The sequence below is a fragment of the Parvibaculum sp. MBR-TMA-1.3b-4.2 genome (assembly GCF_053628815.1).
The window spans coordinates 993,722-1,012,806 of sequence record NZ_JBRJHC010000001.1 but is presented as its reverse complement, the minus strand read 5'-3'; the positions used below and the strand labels follow the sequence as shown (position 1 = coordinate 1,012,806).

Sequence of the window (19,085 nt, the reverse complement as noted above, 5' to 3'; positions counted from 1 at the left end):
TCTTCAGGCCGTTACAATTACTCAGCCGCAGCCTTCAGACCCTGAAGCGCTTCCGCCGGCATGCGCTCGGCGAATTCGCGGCAGGCCTGCACATATTCGCTCTTCAACCGGTCGATGAGCTCGCCAACAGGGGGCGCATCCTTGATCTGGCCGATGCCCTGGCCGGAACCCCAGATGTCCTTCCAGGCCTTCTGCTTCATATTGCCGCCGGAGCCGAAATTCATTTTCGACTTGTCGGCTTCGGGCAGATTGTTGGGATCGAGCCCTGCGGCGGCGATGGAGGGCGCAAGATAGTTGCCGTGCACGCCGGTAAAGAGGTTCGAATAAACGATGTCCTCGGCGCTGTGCTCGATGAGGTTCTGTTTGTAGGCGGCATCCGCATTCGCTTCCTGCGTGGCGACGAAGCGCGTGCCGAGATAGGCAAGGTCCGCACCCATGGCGAGCGCGCCGGCGATGCTCCAGCCGTCGGACATGGCGCCCGACAGGATCACCGTGCCGTCGAACCACTGCTTCACTTCACGAACGAGCGCAAACGGCGAGAGCGTGCCCGCATGGCCGCCGGCGCCGGCGCAGACGAGGATGAGCCCGTCGACGCCCTGTTCGGCGGCCTTCTTCGCATGTTTTACGTTGATGACGTCGTGGAAGACCTTGCCGCCATAGGAATGCGCGCCCTTTACCACTTCTTCCGGCGGGCGGAGCGACGTGATGATGATCGGCACTTCGTGCTTCACGCACATTTCCATGTCGTGTTCGAGGCGATCGTTCGAGGCATGACAGATCTGGTTCACCGCGAAAGGCGCGACCTTCTTGTCCGGATTGGCAGCCTGATATTCGGCCAGTTCGTTCTTGATACGGATGAGCCATTCTTCCAGCACATGGGCCGGGCGCGCATTGAGCGCGGGAAATGAGCCCACGATTCCCGCCTTGCACTGGGCGATGACGAGTTCGGGACCGGAAACGATAAAGAGCGGCGAACCGATCACCGGCAGTTCCAGCCGGCCTTTGAGACTATCGGGCAGGGCCATGTTTTCCTCCGCATGTGAATTTGTTGGAGGAGACTATGGACCGGATTTTCTTCCCGTGCATGTTCTTAGATGAAGAGGTGGCGGTCAGTTTTTGAACAGAGGGAATGCCGCAGCGTCAGCTTTTGCCTGAAAGACGGTCTCTGTCGACCTTTGCCTTCTCGGCAATGAAATCGAGGACGGCGCGCACGGGCGCAGTGTCGCGCAGGTCGGGATGGGCAAGCAGCCACATATCCGTCCCGTTGGCCAGCTTGTGCGGCGCGATACGCACCAGGTCGTCATAATGGTCGCCGGTGATGCAGACGAGCGTCGATATGCCGATACCGGCGCGAACCGCCTGCACGAGATCGGCGTCCGCCACGCAGCGCAGCGCGGTCTTCCCGCCCTCGGTGACATGGGCAAGCCATTTGGCAAGCTCCACTTCTGCCGCAACGCCGCCGAAGGAAACGATACGGTGGTCCTGCCATTCCTCGCGGCGCGAAGGCAGGCCATGCGTTTCCGCATAGGCCTTGCTGGCATAAAAGCCGACACCGATCCGGCCGATCTTGCGGCCGACCACATTCTCGCGGCCAGGCCCATAGGGACGGATCACGACGTCGGCGTCGCGCCGTTTGACCGAGACATGCCCAATTTCGTTCACCAGTTCGATTTCGACACCGGGATGCCGCTCTGCGAGTTCGCCGAGATAGGGCATGAACCAGTAGCAGGCGAGGCTGTGCGGCATGGCGACCCGGACGAGCCCCTGCGCCTCGCCATCCGCGCTGTTGGCGGCATGGAGCGCGCGCTCGGCGGCCAGCGCCATCGGCTCCACTTCCGCGCGCAGCCGTTCGCCCGCGCCGGTGAGCGCATAGCCGGTCTGTTCGCGCACGAAAAGCTTCGTGCCGAGCTGCGTTTCGAGCGCCGAGATGTGGCGGCCCACGGTGGCGTGGCTGAGGCGCAAACGCCGTCCGGCGGCGGAAAGACTTTGCGTCTCCGCCACGGCGAGAAAGATCCTATAGGCGTCCCAGCTGGCATCGTTGTTCATACCTGAACATATCATCGATTAATCCCGAATAGGCAACCCGACACCTTTCCCCCGCGTTTTCAAGGCCTTAGAGGCTTGAGCCCATTGGGTTTTCTGAGATTTGCCATCTGCAAATCCGGATCGTCTTCTGCTAGAAAGAGAGATCGAAAATACGAGCCCCGGGAGAGTGGCTCAAAAAAACGATCAGTCCTTCAGGGAGAGACACGTGATCAAGACAAGATTCACCGAGACGTTCGGCGTCGAAGCGCCGATCGTGCAGGGCGGTATGCAATGGGTCGGTCGGGCGGAACTGGTGGCAGCCGTCGCCAATGCCGGCGCGCTGGGCTTCATCACCGCGCTGACGCAGCCCACGCCCGACGATCTGCGCAAGGAGATCGAGAAGTGCAAGTCGCTCACCGACAAGCCCTTCGGCGTAAACCTCACCATCCTGCCGGCGCTGACACCGCCTCCTTATGCGGAATACCGACAGGCGATCATCGACTCCGGCGTGCAGATCGTGGAGACCGCGGGCTACAAGCCGCAGGAGCATGTGGACCATTTCAAGGAACACGGCATTAAGGTCATCCATAAATGTACCGCCGTCCGTCATGCGCTGTCGGCTGAACGCATGGGAGTCGACGCGATCTCGATCGATGGATTCGAATGCGCCGGCCATCCGGGTGAAGACGATATTCCGGGCCTGATCCTCATTCCGGCGGCCGCCGACAAGGTGAAGATCCCGATGATCGCCTCGGGCGGCTTCGGCGATGCGCGCGGCCTCGTGGCCGCGCTTGCGCTGGGCGCGGAAGGCGTCAACATGGGCACGCGCTTCATGTGCACCAAGGAAAGCGCCATCCACCAGAAGGTGAAGGAACAGATCGTCGCCAATGACGAGCGCCAGACCGATCTCATCTTCCGCACGCTCCACAACACCGCCCGCGTGGCCAAGAATGCTGTGAGCCAGGAAGTGGTCGGCATTGAGAAGAAGGGCGGCGCCAAGATCGAGGACATTGCCCATCTCGTCGCCGGTGCTCGTGGCCGTAAGGTCTATGAAGAGGGTGATCCGGACTACGGCATCTGGTCGGCTGGCATGGTGCAGGGCCTTATCCACGACATTCCGTCCTGTCAGGAGCTGGTATCGCGGATGGTTTCGGAAGCCGAAGACATCATTCGTACCCGCCTCAACCGCATGGCGGGTCTTTCGGGCGCGCAGGCCGCCGAGTAAGACGCGGACAATCGAGCAAGATGAAGGCGCGTTCTCCGAACGCGCCTTTTTTCGTCTCAGTCGCGATCGCCCTTGCGCCGTCCCGTTGCTGCCAGCCGGGCCGGGTCGAGTATCTCCAGGCTCTTGTAGCCGGTAGCCAGAAGACCGTCCTTCTCGAAACCCGCCAGCGCACGGTTCACCGTTTTGCGGGACAGGCCCGTCATTTCCGACAGTTCGTCCTGTGTGACCGGCAGATGGGGCGAGGGGCTGAACTGCGTGGCAAGCAATCGCAAATGGATGGCGAGGCGTTGTGTCGCCGGGCGCGTATTCGCGACCGCAAGTCGGAAGCCCGCAACCACATGAAAACTGGAAAGCTCCGCAAGCCTGACCCAGAGGTCCGGCATTTTTTGCGCAATGGCCTCAAGCCCGCGTTCGGGCAGATAGAGCAGGGTGGTGGGCTCGCGCGCCACGGCGGTCGCAATCCGCCGCCCGCCAAGAAAGCGGCCCGTATAGCCGAAGATATGGCCGGGTCCGATAATACTGACCAGCGCGGGTTCTTCGTTCTCGAGCCCGATATGCATGGCAATGGACCCTGAAAGCGTGCCGTAGAGCCCGCTCGCGCTTTCGCCCGCGTCGTAAATCCAGTGGCCCGCACCGGCACGAACCTCCTGCGCCTCGGCAACCAGCGCGGCGCGCAGGTTCTCAGGCTGGCGCGAGAACCAGGGATCGGGCGCCAGAATTTTCGAGATATCGGCCTTGGAAAGGGGCATGCCTGAGGAATGTCATATTGTTACCTTTGTAACAATACCATTCTTGCGGGCGTCTATCATCATGGCAATGGGAAAAGCCGGGAATCCGGGAGGAGCGGCACAGAAGTCGCGGGAGGAATACATGACGACGAGCGCAACCCTTCAAATGAAGAAGGTTTCGGCAGGCTGCGGGCTGGAAATCCATGGCGTGGACCTCGCCCGCCTCTCCAATAGCGAGATGGAAGACATCCGACGGCTCTATTTCGAGCATGGCGTGATCTTTTTCCGCGACCAGAACATCACGCCGGAGGAGCACATCGCCTTCGCGCAGCGCTGGGGCGAAATCGACATCAACAAATTCTTCCCCGCCAACGGCAAATATCCGGAGATCGCCGAAGTTCGGAAGGAGAAGGAGCAGAAGACCAATATCGGCGGTGGCTGGCACACCGACCATTCCTACGATCAGGCGCCTGCGATGGGCTCCATCCTCGTTGCGCGCGAACTGCCCGAGGAAGGCGGCGATACGCTTTTTGCCAATATGTATGCCGCCTATGACGGGTTGTCCGACGGTATGAAGAAGACGCTGGAGGGGCTTCGCGCGGTCCATTCCAATGAAATGGCGTTCGGCGCGGCGGGGTTCTACAAGAACTCCGACCAGGCGGGCGGCTTCAAGGGAGAGAGCCTCGTCGGCAGCGCCGTACACCCGGTCGTGCTGGCGCATCCCGAAACCGGCCGCAAGGCGCTTTACGTCAATCCGGCCTTCACCATGCATTTCGAGGGCTGGACGCGCGAGGAGAGTGAAGGGCTGCTGGCTTACCTCTACCGCCATGCGGCGCGGCCCGAATATACCTGCCGTTTCGAATGGGAACCCGGTTCCATCGCTTTCTGGGACAATCGCTGCACCTGGCATTATGCGGTCAACGATTATCACGGCGAAAAGCGTTTGATGCACCGCATCACGATCGGCGGCTGCGCACTTAACTGATTTCTTTCGCCCCTGCCTGCGGCATGGCACACTCCGTCCAAAGCGCGAATATGCGCATTGGGACAGGGAGGAAGCCATGTCGCAACAGGTGGAGCTGACCGGCAAAGTCGTTGTTCATCCGAACACGGACGGATTTGGGGCCGAGATCACCGGCGTCGATCTGCGTCAGCCGCTCGACGCCGAGACCATCCACGATATCCGCGAAGCCTGGCTGCAACATGCCGTGGTCTGGTTTCCCGGCCAGCCGCTGAGCCTCGAAGAGCTGGAGCGCTTCACGCTCTACATGGGCGACTGGGGCAAGACCGACTTCATCGAGCCGGTAAAGGGGCATCCCAATATTCTGGAATTGCTGCGCGAGGCGGATGAGACATCGTCCAATTTCGGCGCGGGCTGGCATTCCGACTATTCGTTTCAGGTCGCACCGCCGGCGGGCACCGTTCTCCTGTCGCGCGAAGTGCCACCCAAGGGAGGACGAACCTTCTTCGCCGATTGCCGCCGCGCCTATGACAGCCTCGACGAGGATATGAAAGAGCGTATCGCCGGACTGATGGGTATACACAGCGCGGAGCTGCCTTACTCCAAGCATGGCTTCTATGCCAATGAGAAAGAAAAGCGCAGCCTGAAGATCGTTCCCTCCGACGAAGCGATGGAACGCCAGCTCCATCCCGTCGTACGCACGCATCCCGAAACGGGCCGCAAATCGCTCTTCGTCAATCCGGTCTACACGGTCGGCATCGACGCGCTGCCGGAGGAAGAGGGAAAGAAGCTCCTGGGAACGCTATGCGCGCGCTGCATTCAGGAAGAGTTCCTGTATCGTCACGACTGGGAAACCGACATGGTGCTCATGTGGGACAATCGCTGCGTCCAGCATTTCGCCGAAGGCGGCTATGATGGCTATCGGCGCCTGATGTATCGCACGACCTTCGCAGGCGACCGCCCGGTTTAGGTGCGGTGGGCGTCTAGCGTCCCAGCACGAGCAGAAGCAGTCCGCCGACCACCAGCACGATGCCGAGGAATTCGAGCCGCGACGTCTTCTCGCGAAAGACGATGTGCGAGGTGATGAAGGTGAAGACCAGCTCGATCTGGCCGAGCGCGCGGACATAAGCCGCGTTTTGCAGCGTCATGGCGCTGAACCAGCCGATGGAGCCGAGCGCACCGACAAGGCCGACGGCGGCGCTTTGCGGCCAGAGGCGGAAAGCGGCCTTGAGATCGTTTCTTCGGTAGATCCAGAGCCAGACCGTCATCGTGGCCGTTTGAATGGCCAGAACCACTAAAAGCATGAAGGCCGCCGGCAGGACGAAGCCCTCAAGCCCGAGCGACAGCGCACCCGCGCGATAGGAAACCGCCGATATACCGTATAGCGCGCCTGAGGCGATCCCCATCAGTGCAGGTTTCTCCCCCAGCGAACGCCAGAAACGCACGAGCGGAAGATCGCTTTTGGCCATGGAGATCATCAGCACGCCAAACAGGCTCACCAGAATGGCAAGCGAGGCACCGACCGTCAGGTGATCGCCCAGTACCACGATGCCGAAAATCGCCGTCTGCACGGTCTCGGTTTTGGAATAGGCTGTGCCGACGGCGAAATTGCGATAGGCGAAAAGCGCCACCAGCAGCACGGTCGCCACGATTTGCGCGAGGCCGCCGACAGCCGCATAGGCCATCGTTGCCATATTGGGCATGGGCAGGGATGCGCCTGTGAACCACAGAATGCCCGCCAGATAGAGCGCGGCCACCGGCAACCCGAAAGAAAAACGCACATAGGTCGCGCCATAGGCGGACATGGCGCCGGACAACTGCTTTTGCAGCGTCGAGCGCATGTTCTGCAGAAAGGCGGCGGCGATGGTGATCGGGATCCAGAGCGGCATGATCCCGATCTCTTACATCAGTGTTGGGCTTTTGTCCCGGCTCGGCCGCTCAATCCGAAATCGCGCCATAGACGAGCTGCTGGAATTGCGGCCGGAGCGGATAGGCGCGGCTCGGCATGAGCTGCGTCATCAGAATGGCGATCAGGTTTTCCGCAGGGTCGATCCAGAAATAGGTCGAAGCCGCGCCGCCCCAGCTATAGATGCCGGGCGATCCGGTCGTCTGCGCGGCGGCCTGATCCAGCAGCACCGAAAAGCCGAGACCGAACCCCTGTCCGTCCACACCCGTTTCGGAGAAGGCGGAATTGTCCATGTCCTTCATCGTCTTGCCGTCGGGCAGGTTGTTTATCGTCATGAGGTCGAGCGTCTTGCGGCTGACAAGCCGCGTGCCGTCGAGCTCGCCGCCATTAAGCACCATCTGGCAGAAGCGGAAATAGTCCATCTGCGTGGAGACGAGCCCGCCGCCGCCAGACAGGAAGGAATTGGGCTGCACATAGGAACTCGTCTCGTCCCCCATGTCGCAGACGCGGACCTCCCGCGTTTTCGGATCCTTCTCGTAATTGGTGGCAAGGCGATGCGCCTTATCTGCCGGTACGCTGAAGCCGGTATCGTCCATGCCGAGCGGCACGAAAATGCGCGAGGCGAGAAACTGGTCGAGAGACTGTCCAGACAGGACTTCGATGAGATAGCCGCAGACATCGGTCGAAACGGAATAGTTCCAGTGCCCGCCGGGCGAAAAGAGCAGCGGGATTTCCGCGAGCCGCTCAACCATCCCCTTCAGTGTCAGGCCCTGGGTGCGCGCGCCGCCGATACCCGCCTTGCGGTACATGGAATCCACGGGATGGGCATACATGAAGTCGTAGGTAAGGCCGGAAGTATGGGTGAGAAGGTCGCGGATCGTCATTGCCCGCGCGCAAGGCTTGGTCTCGTAGCTTTCGGGCGTGCCGCCATCCCAGACCCGCAAATCCTTGAATTCGGGGATATAGCGCGACACTTCATGGTTGAGCTGAAAGCGCCCCTCCTCATAGAGCATCATCAGCGCGAGCGAAGTGATCGGCTTGGTCATGGAATAGATGCGAAAGATCGTATCCTGTTCGAGCGGCAACCCGCGCGCGGTGTCGCGCATCCCGACGGTTTCGAAATGGGCGATCCGGCCGTCCCTCGCGATGAGGGTGGAAACGCCTGCGAGCTTCCCGCGATCGACATAAGAGCCGAAGAAATTCGGGATGGCGGAAAGCCGGTCCGCATCGAGGCCGACATCGACGGGCCGCGCCATGAGCTGCTGCAAGATGTTCATTGGGTTTCCTCCCCCGGTTCGATTTTCTTAGTCCTGCATGCGCGGCGCCATGAGCGCCCGCAACAATTCTTCCGCGTTCCGGCCGCGCCCTCCGACCTGACCGGCCTCGTCCCCCGTCAGCACCACGGCCTCCCAGCTGCAGCCCGCCTTGCGCAGCCGCCATTGCGGGCGCATCTCGCCGCAGCGCGTGAGATACGGCACCGGCTCGTCATTTTCATTGTTCCGGAACGAAAGGTCGAACGGGCTGGCCTCGGCGGCATCCATCAGGCGGCGCTTGTCGTGTTCGGTGATGAGATCGCCCGGAAATCTGACGACTTCGCCCATGGGATTACCCGACCTGCCTGAAGCAATCGACGATATCGGCAATCCACTGGCGCGGCCCAAGCTTCTGCTCGCCCGGAGTCTTGCCGTTTCGCACAACCACCATGTCGAGCTCCGGTACGACGACCGTATATTGCCCCTCATAGCCATTGGCCGAGAAACTTCCCGGTCCCGCCATGTCCAGCCACCAATGGGCGCCATAGGGGCCTTCATCGTTCGGCTGCTGCCAGGTCTTGGTGCGGGCATAGTCCACCCAGCCCGGCGGCAGGATGCGCTTTCCTTCCCACATGCCGTCGCGGAGATAGAGAAGGCCGAAGCGTGCGAAATCGCGCGGCGTACAAAAGCAGAAGGAAGATCCGATAAAGGAGCCCTTTGCATCGAATTTCGGGCTGGCGCTGCGCATGCCAAGCGGATTGAACAGGCGCTCGCGCATGAAATGTTCGAAATCTCCGCCCCAGGCATCCGCCGCCTGCGCGGCGGCGCGGGCGACGATGTTGGTGGTGCCGCTGGAATAGGACCAGAAGCTGCCCGGCTCATGGTCGAGCGGGAAGGACGCCGCGAAATGCCCTGTATCGTCCTTGCCCTCGCCCCACAGCATCTCGATCACATCGGACGGGTTTTCCGGCTCATAATCTTCGCGAAAGCGCAGCCCGCTCGACATGCGCAGCAGCAGGTCGAGCGTGATCGCCCGGCGCGGGTCGTCGCTGGTCCATTCCGGCGCCCAGGCAGGGGCCTGAATGTCGATTTTGCCGTCGGCGGTGAGAATGCCGACCAGCGCCTGGGTGATGCTTTTCGCCATCGACCATGAGGGGCAGGTCGTATCCTTGTCGAAACCGGTCCAGTAGCACTCGTGAATGAGACGGCCATGCTGAATGATGACCGCGGCATGGGTTTCGCCCATATCCGCCGGGGCCTCCACCTGGAAGGCATGGTCCATAAGCGCATCGAATCGGGCCCTGTCCATGCCCCTCGGCAGGTCTCCCTCCGGCCATGCCTCGGTTGGCCATGGCGTGTCGGGGCTCTGAAGGGGCAGGGCGGGGAGCGCTTGATCGGTCATCTTCGTCTTTCGGTCTTCAAGGATGCGAGATCGTGCCCCGACAGGCGCGCCGTTGCAAATGTCTTGACCGATTTCGGCGTCTGTTCTGGGCAGAGCTGCAAAAGGAAGGTTATGCTGCGAAGAAATCGCATGTTTGAGGGAGGATGCAATGGCTTTGCCGCGACTGTCGATCGAGGGCGAATGGTTCCGCGACGCGGAGGGGCGCCGGCATATCCTGCGTGGCGTCAATCTTGGTGGGGACTGCAAGATGCCCTATGCGCCGGATCAGCGGACCCACATCCCCACGGACTTTTCCGACCATCGCACCGTGTCCTTTGTCGGACGGCCCTTTCCCCTGAGCGAGGCGGAAGAACATTTCTCGCGGCTGAAGGCCTGGGGCTTCAACTGCCTGCGCCTTCTCACGACATGGGAAGCGGTCGAACATGAAGGCCCCGGCAAATATGACGAGGCCTATCTCGACTATTTCGCCACGCTTTGCCGCATGGCCGACGATTATGGTCTCTATGTCTTCGTCGATTTCCACCAGGACGTGTGGAGCCGCATGACAGGCGGCGACGGGGCGCCGGGCTGGACCTTTGAGGCGGTGGGGCTCGATTTCTCGAAATTTCACGCCGCCGGTGCCGCGCATGTGATGCAGCACAAATATGATTTCGCGCGGGGCGGACGGCAGGAAGAGAACTACCCGACCATGACATGGTCGAGTAACTACCGGTATCCAGCCAATGCGATCATGTGGACGCTCTTCTTTGCAGGCTCCACTTTCTGCCCGGATTTCGAGATCGACGGACAAAGTGCCCAAGAGTATTTGCAGGGCCACTATATCGGCGCGATGGAAGCCGTCGCCGCCCGGGTGAGAGACCTGCCCAATGTCATCGGCTTCGATACCCTGAACGAGCCGGGCTCGGGCTGGGTAGGCCAGCTGATGAGCTATCGCCACACCGGACCGAGCCAGCAAAACCCTGCGCCCGCCCGGCCGGGTCTCGCCTGGTCGGTAATCGACGGCCTTGCCGTGGCGCGGGGCTTGCCGCGCATGATCCCCGAAATGGGCGTCGATTGGGAGCAACGCAAAACGGTCAAGAAAGCCGATCAGCGGGTGAACCCGGACGGTGTGTCGATCTGGCGGCCCGATGCGCTGTGCCCTTTCGAGGCCGCGGGCGCCTATCGCCTGCAGGGCGGGGAGGCAGCGGTACTCAACGAAAATTTCTTCGCGGCGCATCACGGGCGCGACTGGAACATGGACCGCGACTTCATGGGGCCGTTCTTCGCCCGCGTCGCGAAGGCCATGCGGGCCATCAATAATGACTGGCTGCTGTTTGCGGAACTCGACCCGGCGGGCGGCGCAAAACACGGCTTTCCGGAAGACACACCGGACCGCACGGTGAATGCGAGCCACTGGTACGATGTGGTGACGCTTAGCACAAAGACATTCAACTATCCGGTCTGGGTAAACCCGTTCACCGGGCGCGAACTCGATGGGCCGGAAGAAATCGAGAGCGCCTATACGCGCCAGCTCGGGAGATTGAAAAAGGCATCCGAAACGCTGAATGGCGGCACTGGCGCACCCTTCCTGCTGGGCGAGTTCGGCATTCCCTACGACCTCGACGAGGCCGCAGCCTACAAGGCATGGGAGGCGGGCGACCGCACCGATGCGCCATGGGAGAAGCATGTGACGGCGCTTGACCTGATGTACAACGCCATAGACACGCTGCTCATCAATTCCACACAATGGAACTACACGGCCTCAAACCGCAATGACCAGGCAATCGGCGATGGATGGAACCAGGAAGACCTCTCCATCTACAGCGTCGATCAGCGGGTGGACGAAAGCGACATCAATAGCGGTGGGCGGGCGCTGAAAGGCTTTGTTCGGCCCTATGCCCGCAGTGTGGAAGGCCGTCCGCTAAAGACCGAATTCCGTCGCCACAAGGGCCGCTTCCGCTTCGTCTACGATCCGGAGGGCGAAGGCCGGGCAGAGGTTTTCGTGCCGAAGCTCCAGTTTCCGAACGGATACGACATCGAGACGGAAGCCTGCGAGGCGGAAATCGACGAAGCCGCCCAACTCGTACGGTTGCGCGCAACAGGCGGCGGCCACGCCGCGCTTACACTCCGTTCGAAAGCTTCATAGGCGGCAGGTCAGGCTCTTCTTCGGCAAGTGCTGCCGCGATGGCGCGAGCGGCCCGCTGAAGGGCGGGAAGGTAGCGCTTTACCGCCTCCTGCTCGCTGATGGCGGAGTTGATATAGCGCATGGTGATGCAGGCCATCACATTCTCGCCGTCCATCACGGGCACCGACATGCCCATGGCAGGGTCGCCGGGCAATGGTGCTGTTGTGGCATAGCCTTTTTCCCGCGTCCTGCGGATGATTTCGGCGACATGTCCCTCGTCGCGCGCGGGCGCATTGGCCGGGCTCTTGCTCGCTCGCAGCATGCCGAGCAGCATCTCGCGCTCCTCCTCCGGGCAGAAGGAGATATAGGCGCGGCCCAATGCGGAAATGAGCATCGGCAACCGGCGGTTCGTATAGTCCGGATCGGTATCGAAAGGGCTTTGCTGCCGCGTCGAATAACGCATGCGCATGGCATTGCGATCGAGTGTGGCGATACCGAACGACCATTTGTATTGAGCCGTCAGCGCGGAGAGGAAGGGACGCGCCGCATCCACCACGCGCTCGCGATGGCGATACCCGCCTGATAACCGCAAGACGCGCTCCGCCACCTGATAGCCGCCCCGTCTGGGCAGGCGCACCACATAGCCCCCTTCGATCAGCGTATCGAGAAGGCGCACCAGGGTGGGTTTGGGCAGCCCCGTCGCCTCATGCAGGACGGCGAGAGAGGCGGAGCCGCGGCGGTTCAGCGCTTCCAGGATGCGCAGGCTGCGAATGACGGGCTGGACGCCCGATGATGCATTTTTTTCGGTCAGGGCCTTGATCCTCCTGAGGCCATTCTAATTCCGTTACGCGAAATCTCAAAAACCCGATGAAGCATTTATGTCCGCGGCGGGCTTACCCTTCCGGCCGAGGGAACAGGAGGAGGCGGTCCCGAGGGGCCGCAACGGGAGGAGTGATATGCCGGAGGTTTTGGAAAAGCCGGTTTCGAGCATGGATAGAGGGATCGTGCTGGAGCCGCTGACACCGACAATCGGGGCGGAGGTGCAGGGGATCGACCTCTCCACCATCCCCGGCGAAGGCACGCTGGCCGCGCTGCGCGAGGCCTTGCTGGAGTACAAGGTCCTGTTTTTCCGCGACCAGGATATCTCCACGCAAGAGCATCTGGCCTTTGCGCGGCAATTCGGCGAGCTGGAGGTGCATCCCTTCGCGCCCCACAAGGAGGGATATCCGGAGGTGCTTGCCATCACCCATGACCGGGACAGCAAGGGGCGCGAGAACAAATGGCACAGCGATGTGACCTGGCGTGAATGCCCGTCTCTCGGCTCTATCCTGCGCGCCATAGAAGTGCCGCCGGTGGGCGGCGATACGCTGTTCTCCGATTCCTATGCGGCCTATGAGGGATTGTCCGACGAGGTGAAGGAGAAGGTCGAGGGCAAGGTTGCGGTGCATGACTTTGCGCATTTCCGCAAGCTGATGGCCAAGCGCGGCAAGACCGCGGAAGAGATCGAGGAGATGAACCGGAAATATCCGGAAGTGGAGCATCCGGTCGTACGGACCCATCCGGAAACGGGCCGCCGAGGGCTCTACGTCAATGCAGCCTTCACGCAATATATTGTCGGTATGGAACGCGGGGAATCCGACAGGCTCCTGCAGCATCTCTATGCGCAGGCCGCGATCCCGGAATATCAGTGCCGGTTTCGCTGGGAGAAGAACTCGATCGCTTTTTGGGACAATCGGGCCTGCCAGCACTACGCCGTGTCGGATTACTGGCCGGCCGTGCGCCGGATGGAGCGCGTGACGATTATCGGCGACAGGCCGAGGTGATAAGGCTGCGCTGAAATGAGACGGAGGAAGCGCCCCGGAAGAAGAACTAAAAAGAAGTGGCGCATATGAGGCGGGCTCAGGGGGAGGAGCCCGCCTCTTTTATTTTTTTATTTTCACGCCCGCTCCGTCACCGCCAGCGCAAAGGCGAAGACGCGGGCAACCTCTTTCAATCGCTCGAAACGCCCCGATGCGCCGCCATGGCCGGAATCCATGTTGATATGGAGCAACAGTGCATTGTCGTCGGTCTTCAATTCACGGAGCTTTGCGACCCATTTTGCGGGTTCCCAATAGGTGACACGCGGATCGGTGAGGCCACCCAGCGCAAAGAGATGCGGATAGGCCTGCGCGCGCGCATTGTCGTAAGGGCTGTAGGAAGCCATGTACTCATAGGCCTCCTTGCTCTCGATGGGATTGCCCCATTCGTTCCATTCCGGCGGCGTCAGCGGCAGCGATGCGTCGAGGATCGTCGCCAGCACGTCGACGAAAGGCACTTCCGCGATGATGCCCTTGAAGAGGTCGGGCGCCATATTGGCAACGGCGCCCATCAGCATGCCGCCTGCGCTGCCGCCCTGCGCGACGATGTTGCCGCGTGAGGTAAAGTTCTCCGCCACCAGATGCTCGCCCGCCGCGATGAAGTCGGTGAAGGTGTTCTTCTTGTTGAAGAGTTTGCCGTCCGTGTACCAGCGATAGCCTTTGTCCTTGCCGCCGCGAATATGCGCGATGGCATAGACGAAACCACGATCGACAAGCGACAGCGCCGCGATCGAAAAGCTCGCCGGGATGGAAATACCGTAGGACCCGTAACCGTAGAGCAGGCAGGGCGCGCTGCCGTCGATGGGTGTCCCTTTGTGATGGAGAATGGAGACCGGCACCTCGGTGCCATCGGGCGCCGTCGCAAAGATGCGTCGCGTCACATAGTCAGCGGGATTGTGGCCCGAAGGGACTTCCTGACGCTTCCTCAGGGTGCGCTCCCGCGTCTCCATGTCGTAATCGAAGACTTCGGCCGGGGTCGTCATGGAGGAATAGGAAAAGCGCATCCGCGACGTGTCATATTCGTAGCCGGCGCCGAGCGAGAGGTCGTAGGCCTCTTCGGCAAAGGCGATCTCATGCTCCGCATCGTCACGCAGACGGCGGATGGCGATACGCGGCAGGCCGCCCTGGCGTTCCATGCGGGCATAATGGTTGCGGAAGGCGACATGGCCGAGCAGCAGCGTACCGGGCTTGTGCGGGATAAAATCCTTCCAGTGCTCGCGCTCCGGCGTTGCTTCCGGCGCTTCCATCACCTTGAAATCTTCCGCGCCTTCCGCATTGGTCAGGATCAGAAAGCGCTGCCGTTCCGCGTCATGCTCGAGATCATATTCGACGCCCTCCTCGCGGGCCGCGACAAGGCGCGGGGAAAGCTCGGGCGCATCGGCGGGGATAAGGTGGATTTCGCTCGTCTGATGGTCATGCGTGTCGATGACAATGTATTTGCGGCTCTGCGTCTCGCCGACACCGGCAAAGAAGCTCGGGTCTTTTTCCTCATAGACAAGCGTATCGGCCTGCGCGGAGGTGCCCACCACATGCCGGAACACTTTCAGCGGGCGATGTTCGTCATCCACTTGGGTGTAGAAAAAGCTCGTGCCGGTAGCGTCCCAGACTACGCCGCCCGAACTGTCCGGAACCTCATCGGCAAGGTCCTTGCCGGTTTCTAGGTCGCGCAGGCGAATGGTGAAATATTCCGAGCCCTTGCGGTCCGCCGACCAGGCGACTAGGCGATGCACCGGCGAATGAGCAACGTCGCCCAGCTTGAAATAGGCTTCGCCCTCCGCTTCGACATTGCCGTTCAGGATGATTTCTTCTGCCTCGCCGTTTTCCGCATCGCGCGGGCGGCGGCAGAAGATCGGGTGCTGCGACCCTTCCTCATAGCGCGTGTAATAGGCGTAAGGCCCGTCGGGTGAGGGAACGGAGCTGTCGTCCTCCTTGATGCGGCCTTTCATCTCGTTGAAGAGCGTTTCGCGAAGGTCCGCCAATGGCTCCAGTGCCTTGTCGGTGTAGGCGTTCTCCGCTTCAAGATAGCTGCGGATATCCTTATCCAGCACGGTCGGATCGCGCATGACATCGCGCCAGTTTTCGTCGCGCAGCCAGGCGTAGTTGTCGGTGCGCGTGATCCCGTGATGGGTGTCGGTCGCAGCGACCTTGCGCGCACGTGGCGCGTCGGCGGGAGGTGTCAGTTTCATCGAATTCACTTGGGGCTCACTTTTGGAAGCGGATCACTCGTCGTCCGGTGTGAAGTCGAGCGAGGTGCCGTTCATGCAGAAGCGCAGGCCCGTGGGAGGGGGGCCGTCGGGGAAGATATGGCCGAGATGCGCCTGGCATTTGGCGCAATGGGCCTCGGTCCGCACCATGCCATGCGAGCGGTCCTCGGTGATACCCACGGCCTCCGCGTCGATCGGGGCGAAAAAGCTCGGCCAGCCCGATCCGCTTTCAAACTTGGTTTCGGACCGGAACAGGGGCGCGCCGCAGCAGATGCAGGAATAGGAGCCCGCCCGTTTCTCGTCCCACCAAGGGCCGGAAAAGGGGCGTTCCGTGCCCTGTTCGCGGGTTACGTGATATTGCTCGGGCGTCAGCTCTGCCTTCCATTCGGCCTCGCTCTTTTCAGCCTTGTCGGACATGGGCCAGTTCCTTCCCTTGTGAAACGGATCGGCTGCCCGAAAGATAAGCGGCGCGCCCCGCCGCTTCCACCCCTAGTGGGGAAGAGGGCAGGGCGCGCCGGCAAATGACGAGGCGCGTAGCCGTATCTTATTCGAAGATCAGCGAAATCGTTTCCGCGATCATGGCCGGGCGCTCCTGGCCTTCGATCTCCATGGTCACTTCATTGATGACCTGCGTGCCGCCGGCCTTCGGCGAGGCGTCCTTCAGCGTCACACGGGCGCGCACACGGGAATTCACCGGCACCATGTTGGTAAAGCGCACCGAGTTGGAGCCGTAATTGATGCCGCGAGTGGCGCTTTTCACGCCGGAAATCTGACCCATCAGATAGGGGAGCAGGGACAGCGTGAGGTAGCCATGCGCGATGGTCGGCATGCCGAGTTCTTTCTGGGTCCGCTCCGGATCGATATGGATCCACTGGTGGTCGTCCGTGGCATCGGCGAACAGGTTGATCCGGTCCTGGTCGATCGTCACCCAGTCGCTGACGCCGATTTCATTGCCTTTTTCGGCCACATAGTCGGCGACGGTATCGAAAACGCGCATCTGAGATTCTCCCGCGATGTGAATATCTGGATTGGGGCCGCGACGCTGGGTGCCCGGCCTGAATGGATGTCGGGGCGCAATTTAGCCGCGCTGCCCGCCGGTGCCAAATCCTTAAAAATGGCAACTCCTAGCGGGAGAGGCGGATACGGACCCGGCGGTCCTCCGGCGCATCCCAGGTCAGCGTGTCCTGGAGCCAGCCCCAGGCTTCGCCCTCGGTCTCGATCGTGAGGTCCTTACGCGGCCAGCCGAATTTCTCGAAAATGGCGGCCACCTTGCGGGCACGCTTGCGCCCCAGCGCAGCATTGGATTTCGCATCGCCCGTCTTGCTGGACTTGCCGAAAAGGCAGATCTGCCCCGCATGCTGGCCCTTGGCGAACTCGTAGATATGCTTGAGATCGTCGTGATATTTCGGGTCTACGCGGCTCGAATTGGTTTCGAAATAGACGTAATAGTCTTTCTTGAACTTGCCGCCGGCGCCATTGAGGTTCCGGCATTTGGTGCCGGAAAAGGTGACCTCATTGGCATGCGCCGATGGGGCCGCGCCGCCAAAGGCGAAAAGGGCGGCCACAAGCGCCGTGGCTGCCAGAAAACCGAAATGCTTTCGTCCTGTCTTCGTTCCGGACATTGCCCAACCTTTCTCACGGAATTTCCACCATGATTCCCGGCCGGAGCGTAGCACACCGGCCGGGCTGGTTGGGCGATTAGGCTCAGACGATCTTGCTGTCGCGATTGCCCCAATAGCGGTCGCGAATGAGGCGCTTGTAGAGCTTGCCGGTGGGATGACGCGGCAGTTCTTCCTCGAAGTCGACGGAACGCGGGCATTTGATCGCTGAAAGATGCTCTTTGCAGAAGTCGATCAATTCCGCCTCAAGGGCCGGCCCCGCATCGTTCCAGTCCTGGGGCTGTACGATAGCTTTAACCTCTTCGCCGAAATCCTCGTTGGGCACCCCGATCACGGCCACATCGGCCACCTTGGGGTGTGTGATGAGAAGGTTTTCGGCTTCTTGGGGATAAATGTTCACACCGCCGGAAATGATCATGAAGGCCTTGCGGTCGGTGAGGTAGAGGTAACCATCCTCATCCACGCGGCCGACATCGCCCAGCGTCGTCCAGTTCCTGGTCGGATGGCGGCTGTCCTTCGTCTTCTCCGGATCGTTGTAATATTCAAAGACCGGACTGTTCTCGTCCTCGGGCGCAAAGTAGATCGTGCCGGGTTCGCCGGGCGGCAATTCCTCGCCGTCCTCGCCGCAGATATGCAGTTTACCCATCAGGGGTTTGCCGACCGAGCCCTTATGCGCCAGCCACTCCTCGGAGTTGAGCGCGCAGAAGCCATTGCCTTCCGAGCCAGCGTAATATTCGTAAATCACCGGTCCCCACCAGTTGATCATCTCTTCCTTGACGGGGATCGGGCAGGGCGCCGCGGCATGGATGGCAACCTGCAGAGACGACACGTCGTATTTCTTGCGCACCTCCTCCGGCATTTTCAGCATCCGGACGAACATGGTGGGCACCCACTGGCTGTGCGTCGCCTTGTATTTTTCGATGAGCTTCAGCGATTCTTCCGGATCGAAATGCTCCATCACGATGATGGTGCCGCCGACGCGGTTCACCGCCATGCAGTAGCGCAGCGGCGCGGCATGATAAAGCGGGGCCGGCGAGAGATAGGTCATGTTCTCGTCGAAGCCGTAGAGGAACTGCACCAGCGCGATGAGAGAATTCGCTTCGTCGATCGGCGTGCCGGGCAGCGGAACGCGAATACCCTTCGGGCGGCCGGTCGTGCCGGAGGAATAGAGCATGTCGGTGCCCGACGTCTGGTCGGGAATGGGGTCGGTCGGCATTTGTTTTGCCGCCGTCTCCAGGCTGTCGAAGCCCGGCGCGGTGCCGTTCACCATGTAGGAGCCGGTCAGGCCCGGCGCCATCTTCTCATCGAGGACTTCCTTGGCGACGGTTTCCTTCTCCTTGGACGTGAAGAAGAGCTTCGCCCCGCAATCATTGATGATATAGGCGACTTCGCTGGCCGTCAGCCGCGAGGAAATGCAGGTAAAATAGAGGCCCGAGCGCTGCGCCGCCCAGCAAAGCTCGAAATAGCGCGCATTGTTTTCCATGAAGATGGCAATGGCATCGCCGCTCTTCAGGCCCGCCCGGCGTATCAGATGCGCAAGCTGGTTGGAGCGCTCGTCGAGCTGCTTGTAGGTAACGGTCTCTCCCGATCCAGCCATGATATAGGCGGGCTTGTCGGGATTGTTCTGGGCGTGGATATAGGGGTGCATTCGGTATCGTCTCCCAAGGGCGCCGGACGGGCATAAATCAGACCGCCTTGCCGTCGCTTTTGCGACCATGCGTTGTTATAAGTGGCCATGTTTTTCACATGGCTTCAATTGCTGCAGGGAAAGACACAGCAAGATGAGGCTTGCGTCAACTTCC

At 61.2% G+C, this 19,085-nt stretch carries 18 protein-coding genes; 5 read left to right on the top strand and 13 right to left on the bottom strand.

The window, feature by feature from the left end:
• Positions 1-17 precede the first annotated feature (17 nt).
• Both ACSSVQ_RS05010 and ACSSVQ_RS05005 read right to left on the bottom strand, forming a co-directional pair.
• On the bottom strand, positions 18-1,025 hold the full coding sequence (locus ACSSVQ_RS05010; protein WP_454181152.1) for an NAD(P)H-dependent flavin oxidoreductase: 1,008 nt from the start codon (positions 1,023-1,025) through the stop codon (positions 18-20).
• A gap of 115 nt (positions 1,026-1,140) precedes the next feature.
• Positions 1,141-2,046, bottom strand: a complete 906-nt coding sequence (locus ACSSVQ_RS05005; RefSeq protein ID WP_293326354.1) for a LysR family transcriptional regulator — start codon at positions 2,044-2,046, stop codon at positions 1,141-1,143.
• A 205-nt stretch (positions 2,047-2,251) separates the two neighbouring features.
• Here ACSSVQ_RS05005 and ACSSVQ_RS05000 point away from each other — a divergent pair, with 205 nt between their 5' ends.
• Positions 2,252-3,250 (top strand): NAD(P)H-dependent flavin oxidoreductase, encoded by a 999-nt coding sequence (locus ACSSVQ_RS05000; protein WP_454181150.1) that lies wholly within the window; start codon positions 2,252-2,254, stop codon positions 3,248-3,250.
• A gap of 56 nt (positions 3,251-3,306) precedes the next feature.
• On the opposite strand, the gene ACSSVQ_RS04995 is transcribed toward ACSSVQ_RS05000, so the two are convergent.
• Positions 3,307-3,999: a Crp/Fnr family transcriptional regulator gene (locus tag ACSSVQ_RS04995; RefSeq protein ID WP_293326359.1), complete on the bottom strand. Its 693-nt coding sequence runs from the start codon at positions 3,997-3,999 to the stop codon at positions 3,307-3,309.
• Between the two features lie 121 nt (positions 4,000-4,120).
• Here ACSSVQ_RS04995 and ACSSVQ_RS04990 point away from each other — a divergent pair, with 121 nt between their 5' ends.
• Together ACSSVQ_RS04990 and ACSSVQ_RS04985 are read left to right on the top strand one after the other, a co-directional pair.
• Entirely contained in the window at positions 4,121-4,963 is an 843-nt protein-coding gene (locus tag ACSSVQ_RS04990) for a TauD/TfdA dioxygenase family protein (RefSeq protein ID WP_339613839.1), read from the top strand.
• A 76-nt stretch (positions 4,964-5,039) separates the two neighbouring features.
• Positions 5,040-5,909 (top strand): TauD/TfdA dioxygenase family protein, encoded by an 870-nt coding sequence (locus ACSSVQ_RS04985; protein ID WP_454181147.1) that lies wholly within the window; start codon positions 5,040-5,042, stop codon positions 5,907-5,909.
• 13 nt (positions 5,910-5,922) lie between these two features.
• Here the strand turns inward: ACSSVQ_RS04985 and ACSSVQ_RS04980 are convergent, their stop codons facing one another.
• From ACSSVQ_RS04980 to ACSSVQ_RS04965, 4 genes are read right to left on the bottom strand one after another with little or no spacing between them, the layout of a single operon-like run.
• Complete coding sequence (locus tag ACSSVQ_RS04980) at positions 5,923-6,828, bottom strand: EamA family transporter (protein ID WP_454181146.1); 906 nt, start codon at positions 6,826-6,828, stop codon at positions 5,923-5,925.
• 49 nt (positions 6,829-6,877) lie between these two features.
• Positions 6,878-8,122: a serine hydrolase domain-containing protein gene (locus ACSSVQ_RS04975; protein ID WP_454181144.1), complete on the bottom strand. Its 1,245-nt coding sequence runs from the start codon at positions 8,120-8,122 to the stop codon at positions 6,878-6,880.
• 27 nt (positions 8,123-8,149) lie between these two features.
• Entirely contained in the window at positions 8,150-8,446 is a 297-nt protein-coding gene (locus tag ACSSVQ_RS04970) for a hypothetical protein (protein ID WP_454181142.1), read from the bottom strand.
• Positions 8,447-8,450: 4 nt separating this feature from the next.
• The gene (locus ACSSVQ_RS04965) at positions 8,451-9,500 is read right to left on the bottom strand and encodes a serine hydrolase domain-containing protein (RefSeq protein WP_454181140.1); all 1,050 of its coding nucleotides are present in this window, start codon (positions 9,498-9,500) and stop codon (positions 8,451-8,453) included.
• 148 nt (positions 9,501-9,648) lie between these two features.
• Here ACSSVQ_RS04965 and ACSSVQ_RS04960 point away from each other — a divergent pair, with 148 nt between their 5' ends.
• Complete coding sequence (locus ACSSVQ_RS04960; protein WP_454181138.1) at positions 9,649-11,625, top strand: cellulase family glycosylhydrolase; 1,977 nt, start codon at positions 9,649-9,651, stop codon at positions 11,623-11,625.
• Here the strand turns inward: ACSSVQ_RS04960 and ACSSVQ_RS04955 are convergent.
• Positions 11,600-12,415, bottom strand: coding sequence for a DNA-binding transcriptional regulator (locus ACSSVQ_RS04955; RefSeq protein WP_454184651.1), 816 nt, complete (start codon positions 12,413-12,415; stop codon positions 11,600-11,602). The genes ACSSVQ_RS04960 and ACSSVQ_RS04955 overlap by 26 nt on opposite strands.
• Positions 12,416-12,560: 145 nt before the next feature.
• Here ACSSVQ_RS04955 and ACSSVQ_RS04950 point away from each other — a divergent pair, with 145 nt between their 5' ends.
• Positions 12,561-13,427 (top strand): TauD/TfdA dioxygenase family protein, encoded by an 867-nt coding sequence (locus ACSSVQ_RS04950; RefSeq protein ID WP_454181137.1) that lies wholly within the window; start codon positions 12,561-12,563, stop codon positions 13,425-13,427.
• 113 nt (positions 13,428-13,540) lie between these two features.
• Here ACSSVQ_RS04950 and ACSSVQ_RS04945 read toward each other — a convergent pair whose 3' ends face one another.
• The 5 genes from ACSSVQ_RS04945 to ACSSVQ_RS04925 all read right to left on the bottom strand — a co-directional run bounded on the left by ACSSVQ_RS04945 (position 13,541) and on the right by ACSSVQ_RS04925 (position 18,931).
• Positions 13,541-15,646, bottom strand: a complete 2,106-nt coding sequence (locus ACSSVQ_RS04945) for a S9 family peptidase (RefSeq protein WP_454181135.1) — start codon at positions 15,644-15,646, stop codon at positions 13,541-13,543.
• A 33-nt stretch (positions 15,647-15,679) separates the two neighbouring features.
• Positions 15,680-16,081: a peptide-methionine (R)-S-oxide reductase MsrB gene (gene msrB / locus ACSSVQ_RS04940; protein ID WP_454181133.1), complete on the bottom strand. Its 402-nt coding sequence runs from the start codon at positions 16,079-16,081 to the stop codon at positions 15,680-15,682.
• A 127-nt stretch (positions 16,082-16,208) separates the two neighbouring features.
• Positions 16,209-16,661: a MaoC family dehydratase gene (locus tag ACSSVQ_RS04935; RefSeq protein WP_293325892.1), complete on the bottom strand. Its 453-nt coding sequence runs from the start codon at positions 16,659-16,661 to the stop codon at positions 16,209-16,211.
• Positions 16,662-16,788: 127 nt separating this feature from the next.
• Positions 16,789-17,286: an OmpA family protein gene (locus ACSSVQ_RS04930; RefSeq protein WP_293325889.1), complete on the bottom strand. Its 498-nt coding sequence runs from the start codon at positions 17,284-17,286 to the stop codon at positions 16,789-16,791.
• An 82-nt stretch (positions 17,287-17,368) separates the two neighbouring features.
• Complete coding sequence (locus ACSSVQ_RS04925) at positions 17,369-18,931, bottom strand: AMP-binding protein (protein WP_454181130.1); 1,563 nt, start codon at positions 18,929-18,931, stop codon at positions 17,369-17,371.
• Positions 18,932-19,085 lie beyond the last annotated feature (154 nt).

Coding starts and splice junctions, on each gene's coding strand:
- ACSSVQ_RS04930 (WP_293325889.1), bottom strand. CDS start 17,286: ATGTCCGGAACGAAGACAGGACGAAAGCATTTCGGTTTTCTGGCAGCC.
- ACSSVQ_RS04925 (WP_454181130.1), bottom strand. CDS start 18,931: ATGCACCCCTATATCCACGCCCAGAACAATCCCGACAAGCCCGCCTAT.
- ACSSVQ_RS05005 (WP_293326354.1), bottom strand. CDS start 2,046: ATGAACAACGATGCCAGCTGGGACGCCTATAGGATCTTTCTCGCCGTG.
- ACSSVQ_RS04950 (WP_454181137.1), top strand. CDS start 12,561: ATGCCGGAGGTTTTGGAAAAGCCGGTTTCGAGCATGGATAGAGGGATC.
- ACSSVQ_RS04980 (WP_454181146.1), bottom strand. CDS start 6,828: ATGCCGCTCTGGATCCCGATCACCATCGCCGCCGCCTTTCTGCAGAAC.
- ACSSVQ_RS04935 (WP_293325892.1), bottom strand. CDS start 16,661: ATGCGCGTTTTCGATACCGTCGCCGACTATGTGGCCGAAAAAGGCAAT.
- ACSSVQ_RS04945 (WP_454181135.1), bottom strand. CDS start 15,646: ATGAAACTGACACCTCCCGCCGACGCGCCACGTGCGCGCAAGGTCGCT.
- ACSSVQ_RS04985 (WP_454181147.1), top strand. CDS start 5,040: ATGTCGCAACAGGTGGAGCTGACCGGCAAAGTCGTTGTTCATCCGAAC.
- ACSSVQ_RS04990 (WP_339613839.1), top strand. CDS start 4,121: ATGACGACGAGCGCAACCCTTCAAATGAAGAAGGTTTCGGCAGGCTGC.
- ACSSVQ_RS04970 (WP_454181142.1), bottom strand. CDS start 8,446: ATGGGCGAAGTCGTCAGATTTCCGGGCGATCTCATCACCGAACACGAC.
- msrB (WP_454181133.1), bottom strand. CDS start 16,081: ATGTCCGACAAGGCTGAAAAGAGCGAGGCCGAATGGAAGGCAGAGCTG.
- ACSSVQ_RS04965 (WP_454181140.1), bottom strand. CDS start 9,500: ATGACCGATCAAGCGCTCCCCGCCCTGCCCCTTCAGAGCCCCGACACG.
- ACSSVQ_RS05010 (WP_454181152.1), bottom strand. CDS start 1,025: ATGGCCCTGCCCGATAGTCTCAAAGGCCGGCTGGAACTGCCGGTGATC.
- ACSSVQ_RS04960 (WP_454181138.1), top strand. CDS start 9,649: ATGGCTTTGCCGCGACTGTCGATCGAGGGCGAATGGTTCCGCGACGCG.
- ACSSVQ_RS04995 (WP_293326359.1), bottom strand. CDS start 3,999: ATGCCCCTTTCCAAGGCCGATATCTCGAAAATTCTGGCGCCCGATCCC.
- ACSSVQ_RS04975 (WP_454181144.1), bottom strand. CDS start 8,122: ATGAACATCTTGCAGCAGCTCATGGCGCGGCCCGTCGATGTCGGCCTC.